The sequence below is a fragment of the Tenacibaculum salmonis genome (genome assembly GCF_041053065.1).
GTDB lineage: Bacteria > Bacteroidota > Bacteroidia > Flavobacteriales > Flavobacteriaceae > Polaribacter > Polaribacter pacificus_A.
Window position 1 is genome coordinate 1346279 of sequence record NZ_JBFCVV010000001.1, and the last position, 15523, is coordinate 1361801.

At 28.5% G+C, this 15523-nt stretch carries 14 protein-coding genes; 1 reads left to right on the forward strand and 13 read right to left on the reverse strand.

From position 1 onward, the window contains the following. Positions 1-3: 3 nt before the first annotated feature. The 3 genes from AB0T67_RS05830 to AB0T67_RS05840 all read right to left on the reverse strand — a co-directional run bounded on the left by AB0T67_RS05830 (position 4) and on the right by AB0T67_RS05840 (position 4421). The gene (locus AB0T67_RS05830) at positions 4-2808 is read right to left on the reverse strand and encodes a carboxypeptidase-like regulatory domain-containing protein (protein ID WP_369219526.1); all 2805 of its coding nucleotides are present in this window, start codon (positions 2806-2808) and stop codon (positions 4-6) included. An 82-nt stretch (positions 2809-2890) separates the two neighbouring features. Next, complete coding sequence (locus tag AB0T67_RS05835; protein WP_369219527.1) at positions 2891-3865, reverse strand: FecR family protein; 975 nt, start codon at positions 3863-3865, stop codon at positions 2891-2893. A gap of 55 nt (positions 3866-3920) precedes the next feature. After that, positions 3921-4421 (reverse strand): sigma-70 family RNA polymerase sigma factor, encoded by a 501-nt coding sequence (locus AB0T67_RS05840; RefSeq protein WP_214983643.1) that lies wholly within the window; start codon positions 4419-4421, stop codon positions 3921-3923. Positions 4422-4674: 253 nt separating this feature from the next. On the opposite strand from AB0T67_RS05840, the gene alaS reads away from it, so the two are divergent. Beyond that, complete coding sequence (gene alaS / locus AB0T67_RS05845) at positions 4675-7302, forward strand: alanine--tRNA ligase (RefSeq protein WP_369219528.1); 2628 nt, start codon at positions 4675-4677, stop codon at positions 7300-7302. A 346-nt stretch (positions 7303-7648) separates the two neighbouring features. On the opposite strand, the gene AB0T67_RS05850 is transcribed toward alaS, so the two are convergent. Genes AB0T67_RS05850 through AB0T67_RS05895 form a run of 10 tightly spaced genes read right to left on the reverse strand, consistent with a single transcriptional unit; the run spans position 7649 to position 15522 of the window. After that, positions 7649-8935 (reverse strand): cryptochrome/photolyase family protein, encoded by a 1287-nt coding sequence (locus AB0T67_RS05850; protein WP_369219529.1) that lies wholly within the window; start codon positions 8933-8935, stop codon positions 7649-7651. Then, positions 8925-9410: an SRPBCC family protein gene (locus tag AB0T67_RS05855; RefSeq protein ID WP_369219530.1), complete on the reverse strand. Its 486-nt coding sequence runs from the start codon at positions 9408-9410 to the stop codon at positions 8925-8927. Before AB0T67_RS05855 ends, AB0T67_RS05850 begins: the two co-directional genes overlap by 11 nt. Then, positions 9411-9926, reverse strand: coding sequence for a glutathione peroxidase (locus AB0T67_RS05860; protein ID WP_369220494.1), 516 nt, complete (start codon positions 9924-9926; stop codon positions 9411-9413). A 51-nt stretch (positions 9927-9977) separates the two neighbouring features. After that, on the reverse strand, positions 9978-10502 hold the full coding sequence (locus AB0T67_RS05865) for a CIA30 family protein (protein WP_369219531.1): 525 nt from the start codon (positions 10500-10502) through the stop codon (positions 9978-9980). 10 nt (positions 10503-10512) lie between these two features. Continuing rightward, on the reverse strand, positions 10513-11190 hold the full coding sequence (locus tag AB0T67_RS05870) for an SDR family NAD(P)-dependent oxidoreductase (RefSeq protein ID WP_369219532.1): 678 nt from the start codon (positions 11188-11190) through the stop codon (positions 10513-10515). Positions 11191-11223: 33 nt separating this feature from the next. After that, the gene (locus AB0T67_RS05875; protein WP_101907840.1) at positions 11224-11490 is read right to left on the reverse strand and encodes a TIGR03643 family protein; all 267 of its coding nucleotides are present in this window, start codon (positions 11488-11490) and stop codon (positions 11224-11226) included. A 5-nt stretch (positions 11491-11495) separates the two neighbouring features. Next, entirely contained in the window at positions 11496-12917 is a 1422-nt protein-coding gene (locus tag AB0T67_RS05880) for an SDR family oxidoreductase (protein WP_369219533.1), read from the reverse strand. A 32-nt stretch (positions 12918-12949) separates the two neighbouring features. Further along, positions 12950-13504 carry a flavin reductase family protein gene (locus AB0T67_RS05885; protein WP_369219534.1) on the reverse strand — a complete coding sequence of 185 codons (555 nt, stop codon included), beginning with the start codon at positions 13502-13504 and terminating at the stop codon, positions 12950-12952. 57 nt (positions 13505-13561) lie between these two features. Beyond that, positions 13562-14872 (reverse strand): ABC1 kinase family protein, encoded by a 1311-nt coding sequence (locus AB0T67_RS05890; RefSeq protein WP_369219535.1) that lies wholly within the window; start codon positions 14870-14872, stop codon positions 13562-13564. Further along, positions 14869-15522 (reverse strand): TetR family transcriptional regulator C-terminal domain-containing protein, encoded by a 654-nt coding sequence (locus AB0T67_RS05895; protein ID WP_369219536.1) that lies wholly within the window; start codon positions 15520-15522, stop codon positions 14869-14871. The genes AB0T67_RS05890 and AB0T67_RS05895 overlap by 4 nt, the downstream gene beginning before the upstream one ends. Between the last annotated feature and the right edge of the window lies 1 nt (position 15523).

Sequence of the window (15523 nt, forward strand, 5' to 3'; positions counted from 1 at the left end):
TTTTTAAAATTTAAAATTATACGTAATAAATGGTATTGGAGCTCCAAAAAGAGAAAACTGTTTCTTATTTAATGTTTTAGATATTCCTACATTTTGATTTTTATTATTAGAGTAAGTATAATAATTAGAAAAAGCATTTTTTCTTCCATAAATATTATAAACTCCAAAACTCCAACTTCCTTTCCATTTTGAATACAAACTAGATTCTGGGGTATATGTTAATGAAACATCTAATCGATGTGTATTTTTCATTCGATATGCATTTCTATCAGAATATGTAAAAACAGTTTCATCTTCATTTTCACCATAAACACCTCTTCCTGTTATTAATGTAGTTGGTCTTCCTGATTGGAAAGTAAAAAAAGTTCCCATAGTCCATTTATCACTAAACTTGTAATTAGCCGTTGCATTAAATATGTGAGGCTTATCATAATTTGATGAAAAATATTCACCATTATTTATATTTTCTGATGAAAATTCACTGACAGTTTTTCTTTTAGAAACAGAATATGTATAATTTAAATTACCTGTAAATTTCCCTTTAGTTTTATGTACCGAAAATTCTGTTCCGTAAGCATATCCTTTTGCAGGAAGTAATTGTGTTTCAATATTTTTATTGATAAATAAATCGGCATTATTTACATATTCTACTAAATTTTTAAAATCTTTATAATATCCTTCTACAGAAAAATTATAATTTCTATTTTTACTATCAAAAGCAAACCCAAAAGAATATTGATTTACCTCTAAAGGCTTAACATACTTACCAGAAAGTTTCCAAACATCAAAAGGTAATGCAGCGCTACTATTACTCATTAAGTGTATATACTGATACATTTTATTATATCCGATTTTTAAAGATTTTCGATTATCAACATCATATTTTAAAGATAAACGAGGTTCAAAACCACCATATTTAGCTATAGTTTCTCCGCTTTTATATTTAACCTGTCCTGTTATTGTACTTGGTGTTTTAGGTAAACCTGATGCATAAGTTGCTACTTCATAAGGACCTATATTTCTAAATAAAGAATAACGAGCGCCTATATTTACGGATAATTTATCCCATTTTTTTTCTAATTCATAATATGGAGCTATTTCTACAGCTTTTTCTACTGATAAATTTATAACACTCTTAACTCCTTCTTCATTATTAGTTAATTTTGCTGGTGTAAACCTATAATAGGTTCCATTGATACCAAACCTCATCTTTGTATCTAAATTCAAATAATAAGTGAAGTCTGGTTTAAAAATATAGTTTTCTACAGATGATGTCCATTCAAATGAACTACCTGAATCTGTTTGCGAAGGGCCATCATTTTCAGCTGCTAACGAATATTTATATGAACTATAAATGGTTGATAAATTCATAAATAATTTATTAGAAAACACATGATTCCAACGTAAACTTGTAGTAGCATTATTCCATGAAAAATCTATTTTACCTCCTGGTTCTTTTTTCTCTGTTTTTGTTTCTTCATCATATACTATTTCTTCTTCTCCTTTAAATCTCATTACATCTTTACCAAAATATCCTGATAAGTATAATTTATTATTATCATTTATATTCCAAGATAGTTTTGTATTTAAATCATAAAAGTACATTTTTTGATTTTTTAAATCATCTCCTGCTAACGGAAAAAATATATCAAAATAAGTTCTACGTCCAGATACTAAGAAACTAAGTTTATCTTTTTTTATAGGTCCTTCTAAGGTTAATCTTGAAAATAATAAACCTAAACCTCCTTCTCCTTTAAAAATTTTAGAACTTCCTTCTTTCTGTCTCATATCTAATACAGAAGAAGCTCTACCACCAAAACGTGCAGGAATACCTCCTTTATAAAACTTTAAATCTTTCAATGCATCGGCATTAATTGCCGAAAAAAGCCCCCATAAATGAGACGAATTATACAATGGAGCTTCATCTAAAAGCAATAAATTCTGATCAATATTACCTCCTCTAACATTAAATCCACTAGCGCCTTCTCCTACCGAGCTAACTCCTGGTTGTGTTAAAATAACTCTCGTTATATCTGGCTCACCAAAAAATGCTGGAAGTTTTTTAATCTCAGCTGTTTTTATGCTTGATACTCCTGTCAAAATTGTTTTAACTTGACTTTGACTTTTGTTTGTAGAATTTACAACAACTTCTTCTAATGCATTTTCGGTTAAGGTTAATTCAAAATTCCTCTTAATATTACTATTTAAGTTTATCTTAATTTCTTTGCTTTTATATCCTACATAAGAAATTTCTAAAACATAAATACCTTTTAAAAGTGTCATCGAATAGAAACCATATTCATTGGTTATAGTTCCTTTTAAAGCATCTTTTATTACAACATTTGCTCCTAATAACGTTTCACCAGTTGTAGCGTCTTTTACCGTTCCACTAATGGTATATTTTAGTTGTTGTTTTTTTAAAATATTCTTTTGAGAAATGTCTTTATCTTTAGATAAAATAATTAATTCATTTTTTATTTGATGCTTTATTAATTTATTTTCAAAAAGTAATTTTACCGCTTTATTAACATTTTTATTTACTACATTAATAGTAAGTTTTTGTTGAATATTAACTTCATCATTATTAAAAACAAAGTTATAATTAGTTTGTTTTTCTATTTGATTTAAAATAGCTTCTAAAGTTGTGTTTTCATAGTTTAGTGTTACATTTTTTTGAGAAAAAGTATTAGTTGCTACTACTTGTAAGCAACAAAATAAAAAAATTGATAAGGTGAGTTTCATTAAAAACGAATGTTTTTTTGATACATTTTTTAACCCTAATTGGATTATAAATTGTTTGTTTTTCATAGATTTGAATGTTGTTAGATGGTTTTGTTCAATTAAAATTAGCAGCAATTTTAAATAGGAGAATTGCCGTTCTCCTATTTTTTTATTTGATAATCCAAGTATTTTTTTGAGTATTAAATTGATAATCAAAAGGTTTTGTTATTTTTAATATTTCTAAAATCTCTCTTATAGGCATTGTTTTTTCAAAAGTTCCTGTAAATTTTACATTTGATATTTTTTCATTTTCAAAATAAAAGTTTAAATTATATTGATTCTTAAAATCCGTTGCTATTTCTTTAAATGTTTTATTCTTAAATTGAATTTTACCTTCTCTCCAAGAAATAGTATTCATTTTATTTTTGATAACAGATTTTAAAACTTGTTTATTTTCTTTTAAGATTCTTATTTTATCATTAGGTAACATTATTATATTATTTTTTTCAGAATCTGCAATATTAACTGCTACTTTACCTGTAAATAAAACGGTTTCATAATAATCATTTTCATTATAAGATTTAATATTAAAACTAGTTCCTAAAGCTTTAACGATAACATTATCTGAAGTTTCTACCGTAAACGGATGTTTTTTATCTTTTGCAACTTCAAAAAAAGCTTCACCTTCTAAACGAATAGTTCGTGGAGAACCCTCTTTATATGAAATTTTACTCGAAGCATTTAACCAAACAACTGAGCCATCTGAAAGTGTTACTTCCTTTTGTTCTCCGTAAGTTGTTGCTATATATATTTTTTGAGGTTGTGTTATAAAATAAGCGAAAAAAGAAGTGCTTAATATTATTATTACTGCCGCAGCATATTTAAAGAAAAGCTTTTTAAAGTTATTTTTCTTTTTTCTACTTTCTATTTTTTTGAAAAATACAGCTTTATTAATTGCTATATCAGCTTTAGGTACGCTACTATTTTTTTTAGTAATTTGATTGATTTTATTTATTTTCTCAAATAATTGCTCATCATATTCTGTTGAGTTTTTCCATCGTTCAACCTTATCCTTAATATCAACACTTGCTGTGTTTGATATATAAGCCCAAAGGTCTGTTTCTTCAATGTTGTCTTGCTTCATAATAAATATGAGATTTATTATAAAACGTTTCTCAACAACAAGTACCCTATTTTTTTTATAAAAAATTTACTAATTCTTTTTTAAAAACTTGCAAAGCCTTTGAAATATGAGCTTCTACAGTTTTTACAGATATATTTTTTATGGATGCTATTTCGGCATAAGTATGTCCTTTATCTCTTGAAAGCTTAAAAATTTCAATTGTTTTTTGAGGAAGTAACGCATATATATCTTCTATTTTTTTTAGTAAATCCCATTCATTATTTATTTCTTCTTCAATATCTTTATTTAAAACATATAGATTTAAATGTTTCTTTTTTACGCTTTCTTTTCTAAAATGATCTACAATTTTATTTTTTAAGGTTATAATTAAGAAAGATTCTATAGATCGATGATTTATTTTCATCGAATCGATATTTTCCCATAACTTTATAAAAGTGTCTTGTAATAAATCGTTCGATATACTTTCATCTTTCACTATTTTAATAGCGTAGTTATATAATTTTTCATAATGTGTATCAAACAATGCTGAAAAATCTACCTTTTCTTTTAATTTCATCAATTTTTAATGCTAAAAATTCACTTAATACCTTCTTTTAAATACACTTAAATAAAATTTAATTCATATTATTTTTATTCAAGCTGATTAAAAAAACATTTTGCTTTCATACTACTAAATATCTTATTTTTGTCTTTTTCAAGTAAGTAATAAAAATACAATACTTAGCAACTAATATAATAACTATTTTAAAACTACTTCTAATTAGCTGTTTTTTAATGATTATTTAACAAAATTTTCGAGCTCAAAACATATGAAATCTCAAGAAATAAGATCAAAATTTTTAGAATTCTATAAATCTAAAAACCATGCTATCGTTCCATCTTCGCCAATGGTATTAAAGAACGATCCTACTTTAATGTTTGTAAATGCGGGAATGGTTCCTTTTAAAGAATATTTTTTAGGACAAAAAAAAATAGTTGATGCTAGAGTTGCCGATTCTCAAAAATGTTTACGTGTTTCTGGAAAACATAACGATTTAGAAGAAGTTGGAAAAGACACTTATCACCACACTTTATTTGAAATGCTTGGTAACTGGTCTTTTGGCGATTATTTCAAAAAAGAAGCGATTGCTTGGGCTTGGGAATTACTTACTGAAGTTTACAAAATAGACAAAGACATTTTATATGTTACTATTTTTGAAGGTGATGAAAAAGAAGGTTTAGAGAAAGATACAGAAGCTTATGATATTTGGAAACAATACATTGCTGAAGATCGTATTTTATTAGGAAATAAAAAAGATAATTTCTGGGAAATGGGCGCACAAGGACCTTGCGGACCTTGTTCTGAAATTCATATTGATATTCGTTCTGCCGAAGAAAAAGCAAAAGTTTCTGGTGCATCGTTAGTAAATTTAGATCATCCGCATGTGGTAGAAGTTTGGAATTTAGTTTTCATGCAATTCAACCGTAAAGCTGATGGAAGTTTAGAGAATTTACCAAATACTCATATCGATACTGGTATGGGATTTGAACGTTTATGTATGGCTTTACAAGGCGTACAATCGAATTACGATACTGATGTTTTTACTCCGATTATTAGAGAAATCCAAACTATTACAAACGTAAAATACGAAAATTCTGAAATTGCTAGCAATGAAACAGACATCGCTATTCGTGTAATTGCCGACCACGTTCGTGCCGTAGCATTTTCTATTGCCGATGGTCAATTACCAAGTAATACTGGCGCTGGTTATGTCATCCGAAGAATTTTAAGAAGAGCAATTCGTTACGGATTTACGTTCTTAAATCAGAAAGAACCTTTTATTTATAAATTAGTTGCAACATTAAGCGACCAAATGGGAGATGCTTTTCCTGAAGTAAAAGCACAAGAACAATTAGCTAAAAATGTTATTAAAGAAGAAGAACAATCTTTCTTAAAAACATTAGAACAAGGGTTATTATTACTAGATACCATAACTGCAAACGCTACTAAAAAAACAATTTCAGGAAAAAAAGTATTTGAATTAAAAGATACTTACGGTTTTCCTGAAGATTTAACGGCATTAGTTTTATCTGAAAAAGGATTAGATTATAATAAAGAAGAATATCAAGAAGCTTTAAAACAACAACAAAACCGTGGAAGAGCTGCAACAGCTATTGAAACCGACGATTGGAATGTTTTAATTGAAGATGACGAAGAAGAATTTATCGGATATGATACTTTAACTGCTGATGTTAAATTAACTCGTTATAGAAAAGTAACCACTAAAAAAGATGGTGAACAATATCAATTAGTTTTTAATATGACTCCTTTTTATCCTGAAGGCGGTGGACAAGTTGGTGATGTTGGACATATTGAAACTTCTAATGGAGATTTAATTTATGTGGTAAACACTAAAAAAGAAAACAATTTAATTATTCACTACACTAAAACTTTACCTGAAAATTTATCAGAAAGATTTAAAGCGGTAGTAAATAAAAATAATAGAAATTTATCTGCAAGCAATCATACTGCTACGCATTTATTACATCAAGCGTTACGTACAATTTTAGGAACTCATGTAGAGCAAAAAGGTTCATTAGTTAGCCCAAAACATTTACGTTTCGATTTTTCTCATTTCTCTAAAGTAACTTCGGATGAATTACAAGAAATTGAAGATTTTGTAAATGCTCGTATTCGTGAAAATCTTTCTTTAATTGAAAGAAGAAATATTCCGATGCAACAAGCTATTGATGAAGGCGCAATTGCTTTATTTGGCGAAAAATATGGTGATGCCGTAAGAGCCATTAAATTTGGTCAATCAATGGAATTATGTGGAGGAACTCACGTTCCACAAACTGGTGATATTTGGTATTTTAAAATAAAATCGGAAGGTGCTGTTGCTTCAGGAATTAGAAGAATTGAAGCAATTACAAATGTAGCTGTTGGTGATTATTTTGAAGATGTTGAACGTAACTTTACTGATATAAAACAACTATTTAAAAATCCTAAAGATGTTGTAAAATCTGTAACTAATTTACAAGATGAAAACACTACTTTAAAAAAGCAAATAGAACAATTATTAAAAGAAAAAGCAGAAAATTTATCTGGTGAATTGAGAAATCAATTACAAGAAATAAATGGTGTTCAATTTTTAGCAACTAAAGTTTCTTTAGATGCCAACGGAATCAAAAACTTAGCATTTGCTTTAGGAAAAGATTTTAAAAATTTATTCTTGTTTTTTGCTTCTTCTGAAAAAGCTGATAAAGCTATGTTAACTTGCTATATTTCGAAAGAATTAGTTGCAGAACGTGGTTATGATGCTGGTAAAGTTGTAAGAGAATTAGGAAAATTAATCAACGGTGGCGGTGGTGGTCAAAAATTCTTTGCTACTGCTGGAGGTAAAAATCCTAACGGAATTGAAAAAGCTATAGAAGGTGCTAAAGAATATATCGTTTAATAACAATATTAAAAAAGATAGCAGAAAATTCTAGCCCCGATTGAAGCATTTGTTTGAGCTCTTTTTTGATTTTTCTTCAAAAAAAGCGAGTGCGGAAAGCGGGAAATTGCTTCAAATAAAAATAAAATTAAAAGGTTCAAAGATTTAATTCTTTGAACCTTTTAATTTTCTACTTGAGCCTGTTTAAATTTCATTTAAAAATGTTTTATAGCTAAAAAATAGAATCCGTCAAACTGAATTTATTTCAGTTTCACATCCTGATTTGCCTTAGTTATTATCTTTATGCGATGCTGAAATAAATTCAGCATGACGAGAATCTAGTCTTTATTTAATATTAAATAGGCTTTTAATTTAAGGCTTCTTTATAAGTTGAAATTGCTCTTTCTCTAGCAAACTTATGTTCAACCATTGGCTGTGGATATGTTAATTCATCAAAATTTTCAATCCATTTTCTAATATATTGTAAATCTTTATCGAACTTTTTTAATTGTGCTTCAGGATTAAAAACTCTAAAATATGGCGCAGCATCACAACCTGTTCCTGCTGCCCATTGCCAATTTCCATTGTTTGCTGATAATTCGTAATCTAATAGTTTTTCGGCAAAATAAGCTTCGCCCCAACGCCAATCAATTAACAGATGTTTACATAAAAAACCTGCCGTAATCATGCGTACCCGATTGTGCATATAACCCGTTTTATTTAACTGTCGCATGCCTGCATCGACCATCGGATAACCAGTTTCGCCTTTACACCATTTTTCAAATTCAGCTTCGTTATTTCTCCACGGAATGGCATCGTATTTTTGCTTGAAATTATTTGTAACCACTTTTGGAAAATGAAATAATACTTGCATAAAAAATTCTCGCCAAATCAGTTCGTTTAAAAAAGTAGCATTCGTTTTTAAAGCAAATTGCACCATTTTACGAACACTTACCAATCCGAAACGAAAATAAGGCGATAAATAAGATGTTTTATCGATGAAAGGAAAATCACGAATTTCATCGTATTTTGTTAAATTTGATAAATTATAAGGCTGTACTTTTATACTACTTTCGTTAAATCCTATAAATTTTAAAGAAGGTATTTCTGATGTAAACTGATAAAAATTATTAAAATTTATATGATGATTTTTTAAATCAACTTCGGCATTAAATTTCTGTAACCACTTATTTTTATACGGCGTGTAAACCGTATATGGCAATCCGTCATTTTTAGTAACCTCAGCTTTTTCAAAAATAACTTGGTCTTTATACCTTAAAAAATCAATACTTTTTGATTTTAAAAATCCACAAATATCTGTATCTCTTTGCAAAGCATACGGTTCGTAATCTTTATTGGTATAAACTGCCGAAATATCAAATTCTAAAATTAGTGTTTTCCAAACTTCAAGCGGATTTCCTTTTTTTATCAATAAAGATGAACCTGTATCTTTTAAATCAGTATTTAATTGATGTAATGTTTGATAAATAAATGAAACTCGGGCATCGTTTTCTGGCAGTTTATCTAAAATTTCTTCATCAAAAATAAATAAAGGAACTACTTTATTTGATGAGTTTAAAGCGTTAAATAATGCTACGTTATCTTCTAAACGCAAATCTCTACGAAACCAAAATATCGCTACTTTATTTACCATTAAACATTTTTTCTAAAATTATAAATCGATATTCGAAAATACTTTTTAATTGTTTTTTGATAAAAAGAGCTTGTGCTATATGTCCTAAAAAACCGAACGGTATTTTATAGGATATTTTATCTTTCATTAAGGTATTTCCGTTTGGCAAAACTTCAAAAAAATGTTCGTGATGCCACATTGCATAAGGTCCGAAACGTTGCTCATCAATAAAAAAAGCTTGTTCTTTTACCTGCGTTATTTCTGTTACCCAATTTGTTTTCACAAACGGAACAGGCGATACTTTATATGTTATTATTTGCCCAGGATATGCTTTTTTATCAACTTTTGAAGTAATAATAAAACCCATTTTTTTAGGCGTAATTTTGGCTAAATTTTCTGGTGATGAAAAATAATCCCACGCTTTTACTAACGGCATTTTTAATTCCTGTGCTGTTTCTAGCGTATAAATTCCTGAATGTTTTTTAAAGTTCATCATTTATAAAAGACTTGTTATTTTAGTACTCATTGGTTTTGTTATTGAATAAAAAACATCAATTAATCGACCTTCTTCATCAACTAAGTATTTTTGAAAATTCCACTTTACAGACGAATCCATTTTAGCATTCTTTTCTTTTTCAGTTAACCATTGATATAATGGATGTTTATCAACTCCTTTAACGGCTATTTTTTCGGTTAATGGAAAATCGACTCCAAAATTTAACTTACAAAATGATTTTATTTCTGATGCTTCACCAGGTTCTTGTTCTCCAAATTGATTACACGGCAAACCGATGACTACTAATTTATCAGTATATTTTGATGATAATTCTTGTAATCCATCATATTGCTTGGTAAATCCACATTTAGAGGCAACATTTACAAATAATATTTTTTTGCCTTTATATTGATTTAAATCTAATTTTTTTCCATCAATTCCTTTAATTTCTATGTCATATAAAGATTGATTAGGAGATACTGTTTCCGAATTTGATAAAAAACTAAATAGTGTCATAAGTAGTATTATTGATAAAGTTATAAGTAAAGTTATTTTAACTATTTTCATTTACTGAAGCGTTATTTTTTCTATTGATAGATTAAATTTTTCGTTCTTTTTGTTACCTATCAGAATTGCAATTTCTGAAATGGTAGTTGCCGAGTAATTTGGCACATCGATTAAATTACCTCTAGATGAAGCATAAAATTTATGTAAAGGCAAAATAATTTCTTCTGATTTATTGGTCGTTTCAAACGGTTGAACGTACCAAAAACGCTGATTTTCTTTTGCTTTTATTCTAAACTGATACTTTTTATCATCGCCTTTTAACTTTATAACTAGGTTTGTTTTTTTATCATCAAAATTAATAGCGATAGGTAATCTTGTCATTGCAAAACCTCCGTTATTATCTAAAGAAACAGCTCCCGAAAAAACAAGTTGTTTATCGTTATTCAATTTCATAGATGATGTTGATACACCTCCCATAACATCATCATTTGTTATAATCCAGTTTTTGGGAATCGTATTTTTATCAAAAATTATTACCTCATCATTCATACATAAAAAAATAGTGAATAAAATTAGCCATTTCATTCGAGTACAATTATAATTTTACACTTACAATTCCTGCATCCATAGGAATAATTTGCCCTGTTATTGCACTAGATTCTTCTGATAATAAATAACTAGCTAAACTTGCAACTTCTTGTGGTGTTAAATATTTTTTTAGCGGATGCCTGTCTTGCATACTCTCTTGTTGTTTTTCGTTTCTTAACAAACGTTTTGCAAGTGGCGTATCTGTTACGGTTGGAGCAATGGCGTTAAAACGAATTTTAGTTGCATACTCTGCCGCTAACGATTTTGTTAAGCCTTCAACTGCCGATTTACTTGTTGCAATACTTGCATGAAAAGGCATTCCTAAAGCAGAAGCAACTGTACTAAATAAGACCACGCTTCCGTTATTTTTTGCCAAACTAGTTTCGTATGCTTTTAAAGTATTGATTGCGCCTATAACATTTATTTCAAAATCTGTTTTAAAATCGGCAACTTTAAGTCGCGTAAATGATTTTAAATTGATACTTCCAGGACAATATACCAATCCATTAATATCTTCTAAAACTGGTAATTCATCATTTAAAACATCACATGAATAATGCGTTACATTTTCGTGTTCTTCGGGTGCTGTTCTACTTATATTGATGATTTTATGTGTATCTTTTAATTTATTTACAATAGCTTTTCCGATACCTGAGCTACCTCCTACTATTACAATTGTTTTCATATTTTATATATTTATGATTAGCAGTTATTTTATTTATCGCTTAGAAACTTTATTATTACTAATACTTTTTTGTCTTGAACATTTAAATCGTCCTTTTTCAAAAGCTCGTTTCGCTTGATGTTTGGTTGAACGTCCTTGAACTCTTGCTCTCCATAATTTAAAACTAGATAGCTTTAATTCTTTACGCATTAATTCGATTACTTGTTGCTCTTTTAAACCAAACTGAAACTTTATAGCATCGAATGTGGTTCTATCTTCCCAAGCCATTTCTATTATTCTATCTATATCTCTGTGATTCATAATTTTTAATTATTTTTTACCAAAGCGTTTATCATTCCTTTAAATACAAAAGCATGAAACGGTAAAACGGAATACCAATACAAGCGTCCTAAAACTCCTTTAGGTCTGAAAACTGCTTTTTGATGTAAAGTATCATTTACTATTTTGAACTCTAACCAAGCTTCGCCAGGTAATTTCATTTCTGCAAATAACAAAAGTCTTTTTTCTTTTTTATCAGCCAATAAAACACGCCAAAAATCTAATGGGTCACCAGCTTCTAATGATGTATCATGTGTTCTTCCTCTACGTAAACCAACTCCTCCAAAAATTTTATCAGCATAACCTCTTATTTTCCATAACCAATTAAAACTATACCAACCATTTTTTCCTCCAATCGACCAGATTTTATCAAGTGTAAAAGCATCATCAGAAACTTTTATAGTACGTTTATCTACAAAACAACCGTATTGTGGTATTTGAATATAATCCGATAATTGCGCTTGAAAAACACCGCTACTAATTGCATCTTTCCAACTTGATATTACAGCGTTTTGTTCTATTCTTTGAAAAGCTAAATCAACCGATTCTTTATAACAAATAGGCTGTATATTTAAAAGTTGATTGATGTTACTTGGCTTAGCAATTACCTCAACTTTCATACTATCCACCAAAGCTTGAGCTAAATTAAAAGACGTAGAAGTTACAAAGTATAACCAATACGATGATAATTTTGGCGTTAAAAGTGGTAATGTTAAAATGTAACGCTTAAAGCCTCTTACCTCTCCAAATTGTAAAAGCATTTCTTTATAAGTAAGTACTTCTGTACCACAAATATCAAACGATTTATTATACAATTTTTCATTTCCAACAGCACGTTCTAAAAAAGTTAATACATCTCTAATTGCAATTGGTTGCGATTTTGTATTCAACCATTTTGGCGTAACCATTACAGGTAACTTTTCAACAATATCTCTAATAATTTCAAAGGATGCACTACCACTACCAACAATAATTCCTGCTCTAAAAGTTGTTACATTATATTTTAAAGACTGTAAATTTTGCTCTACCTGAAAACGAGAAGCTAAATGTTTAGACAAAGAACTATCGTTTACAATACCACTTAAATAAATGACTTGCTTACAGTTTGTTTTTTCAACAATATTTTTAAAATTCTTAGCACAAGTTTGCTCTAAATCTTCAAAATTATTGTCATCCGTAGCCATTGAATGAATTAAATAATACGCAACATCAATATCCGAAGGAAAAATAATTTGTTCGGTTTGTAAAAAATCAACTTTTATAAATGAAATATTGTCTTTGTATTCTATTTCATCAGGAATTCGTTTTAAATCACGTACACAACATATTAATTCATGACCAGCATCTAATAATTTCAATACCAATCTTTTTGCTATATACCCTGTTGTTCCTGTGATTAAAATCTTCATTTTATTGATGTTTTACATTATTTTACATTGTGTTACTTTGGTCTTTGATATGATAATCTTTGATATTCTTTTGCAACCATATACGTATCTAAACCATTAATTGATGCAATTTTTTCTTCGGATAAATTTAAAAAACCGTCCTCGGAAAGCATTGAATCTTTAAAATACAAATCGGTTACTTCACCTAAAATTAAAATAGTTCCGTTTGCTTTTATATGATGTTCTTCTAAAAATTTCATTCCTATTTTTATGGGCGATTCTGCCACATAAGGCGCGTAAAAATCATCTTTATAAATTTCAGTTAAATCGGTTTTATCAAACTCTGAAACTCCTGACGGATATTTAGCAGATGTATGATGTGCATCTTCAATTATGGCTTCATTAATAGCATTTATAGTATAAAAACCCGTTTTTTTAATGTTATCATAGGTATTTCTAGCTACGGTTGTCGGACGCAAAACGAATCCTAAAATTGCAGGACTAGAACCATAATGAACTACTGAACTAAAAACAGCTACATTACTAATTCCATCTTCCGATTTTGTAGCAATTAAATTTGCTGGTTTATAACCAGAAATACTATTCATTAAATTTATTTTATACAGATGATTCATATCATCTATAGCTTTTCTTGATAAATGCATTTATAAATTCTTGTAATTATTAATTTTTATATGAGTCGATTTTAAATCGTGCATTAAGTTATACAAACCAAAAAATGTTCTGTTGATATAAATAAAATGTTTCGAACCTCTGTTACCGTTCATTTTTTTCAACTCAGTACTTTTTGCATATTTTTGTCCTAAATCGGCTATTTTACCAAAAAAAACACCATCAGAAAAATCAAAAGATTCTTGCTGAAAAGGTGATGTAAATAAATACAACATTTCATAAAACAATTCTTTGAAAAAGGCTTTTTCTTCTTCGGAATCATCTTTTCTTAAAATTTCTAATTCATATAATTTACTTTCAAAAAAAGCAGGATTTTCAATGTTTTCTCGTTTAGCTAATTCGAAATATGGCGTATAAAAAGCCATTGGCACTTCTTTCATACATCCAAAATCGATAACAATTAAATCGTTTTCTTTAGATACCAAAAAATTACCTGGATGCGGGTCGGCATGTACTTTTTTTAATACATGCATTTGGTACATATAAAAATCCCATAATGCTTGCCCTAATTTATTTGCCGTTTGTTCATCATATCCTTTTGATGTAAATTCAGATAAATGAATTCCATCCATCCAATCCATAGTTAAAATTCTATCCGTAGAAAATTCCTCGTAATATTTCGGAAATTTTAAATTAGGTATATGGCTACATGCATTTGCTATTTCGTTACTCTGTGCTAACTCTAAAACGTAATTTGTTTCTTCTAATAGCTTATTTTCAACTTCTTTAAAATATTCATCAGAACCTTCACCTCTTATGTTGAACATTTTCATTGCAATAGGTTTTACCAATGCTAAATCAGTTGAAATACTATTAGCTACTCCTGGATATTGAATTTTAACCGCCAGTGTTTTTTCACCTATGGTAGCTCTGTGAACTTGTCCAATACTTGCTGCATTTACAGATTCTGCTGTAAACGTATCAAAAACATCTTCAGGTGTTTTATTAAAATATTTTTTAAAAGTTTTAACAACTAAAGGTCCTGAAAGTGGCGGAACAGAAAATTGTGATAACGAAAATTTTTCAACATAAGCATTAGGTAGTAAATTTTTTTCCATGCTTAGCATTTGCGCTACTTTTAATGCCGAACCTTTTAATTCTTTTAAACCATCATAAATATCGGTTGCATTGTCTTCATTTAATTGCTCTCTTGCTTCTTCTTCCGATTTTGTGATTTTATTTCCGTAATACTTTGCATAGTTTACGCCTAATTTTAGTCCTGTAGTAACTAATTTAGTTGTTCTTTCTATTTTTGATGTCGGTATTTTATCTAATCTTTTCATACTGAAGTTCCTTTTTCTTTCCATAAAAATTTTGCTAAATCAATAACGCTTTTTACGGGAGTTATTTGCTGAATATCAAAAGCTACTTTAATTGATTTTTCAATAAAAACATCGGTTTTTTCGAAGTTTGAAGATTCATCATCAATCCAAAATTTCAGAATCATTAATAACTGTACCCAATAGGCTTCTGTTATTGTTTTATCTTGAATTTTATTGATTTTTTCATTCTTAAAATCAATTTTTTCTAATTCAATGTTACTAACATATTTTAGAAATTCTGAACGTAATTCTTTTAAAACTGATAGTTTTGAAAAATCTGATTTTATATGCTGAAATTGTAATAAAACATACGACCTGTTTGCTGTTAACAATTCAAAAAAAGTAAAATAAAAACTTAATAATTTATCTTTTGATGTATAATCTTTATACGCTTCTGTTTTATGTAACAAATGAATTGTTTCTTTTGCAAAAACTCCAAATATTGATTTTTCTAAATTTTCAAAACTTGAAAAATATTTGTAAAATTCAGACTCTTCAAATTCATTTTTTTGAGCAAAAGCGTAAATAGAAGCTGGTTTTCCTGAAATTAAAACCGTATCCATGTACAATTCTATAATTTTATCTTCTGTAATAATTTCTTGATTTCCCATA

Excerpts from the sequence above, each read along its gene's own strand:
- AB0T67_RS05895 (WP_369219536.1), bottom strand. The coding sequence starts at position 15,522 with ATGGGAAATCAAGAAATTATTACAGAAGATAAAATTATAGAATTGTAC.
- AB0T67_RS05890 (WP_369219535.1), bottom strand. The coding sequence starts at position 14,872 with ATGAAAAGATTAGATAAAATACCGACATCAAAAATAGAAAGAACAACT.
- AB0T67_RS05875 (WP_101907840.1), bottom strand. The coding sequence starts at position 11,490 with ATGAATCACAGAGATATAGATAGAATAATAGAAATGGCTTGGGAAGAT.
- AB0T67_RS05865 (WP_369219531.1), bottom strand. The coding sequence starts at position 10,502 with ATGAAATGGCTAATTTTATTCACTATTTTTTTATGTATGAATGATGAG.
- AB0T67_RS05860 (WP_369220494.1), bottom strand. The coding sequence starts at position 9,926 with ATGACACTATTTAGTTTTTTATCAAATTCGGAAACAGTATCTCCTAAT.
- AB0T67_RS05830 (WP_369219526.1), bottom strand. The coding sequence starts at position 2,808 with ATGAAAAACAAACAATTTATAATCCAATTAGGGTTAAAAAATGTATCA.
- AB0T67_RS05885 (WP_369219534.1), bottom strand. The coding sequence starts at position 13,504 with ATGAATAGTATTTCTGGTTATAAACCAGCAAATTTAATTGCTACAAAA.
- AB0T67_RS05870 (WP_369219532.1), bottom strand. The coding sequence starts at position 11,190 with ATGAAAACAATTGTAATAGTAGGAGGTAGCTCAGGTATCGGAAAAGCT.
- AB0T67_RS05855 (WP_369219530.1), bottom strand. The coding sequence starts at position 9,410 with ATGATGAACTTTAAAAAACATTCAGGAATTTATACGCTAGAAACAGCA.
- AB0T67_RS05835 (WP_369219527.1), bottom strand. The coding sequence starts at position 3,865 with ATGAAGCAAGACAACATTGAAGAAACAGACCTTTGGGCTTATATATCA.
- AB0T67_RS05880 (WP_369219533.1), bottom strand. The coding sequence starts at position 12,917 with ATGAAGATTTTAATCACAGGAACAACAGGGTATATAGCAAAAAGATTG.
- alaS (WP_369219528.1), top strand. The coding sequence starts at position 4,675 with ATGAAATCTCAAGAAATAAGATCAAAATTTTTAGAATTCTATAAATCT.
- AB0T67_RS05840 (WP_214983643.1), bottom strand. The coding sequence starts at position 4,421 with ATGAAATTAAAAGAAAAGGTAGATTTTTCAGCATTGTTTGATACACAT.
- AB0T67_RS05850 (WP_369219529.1), bottom strand. The coding sequence starts at position 8,935 with ATGGTAAATAAAGTAGCGATATTTTGGTTTCGTAGAGATTTGCGTTTA.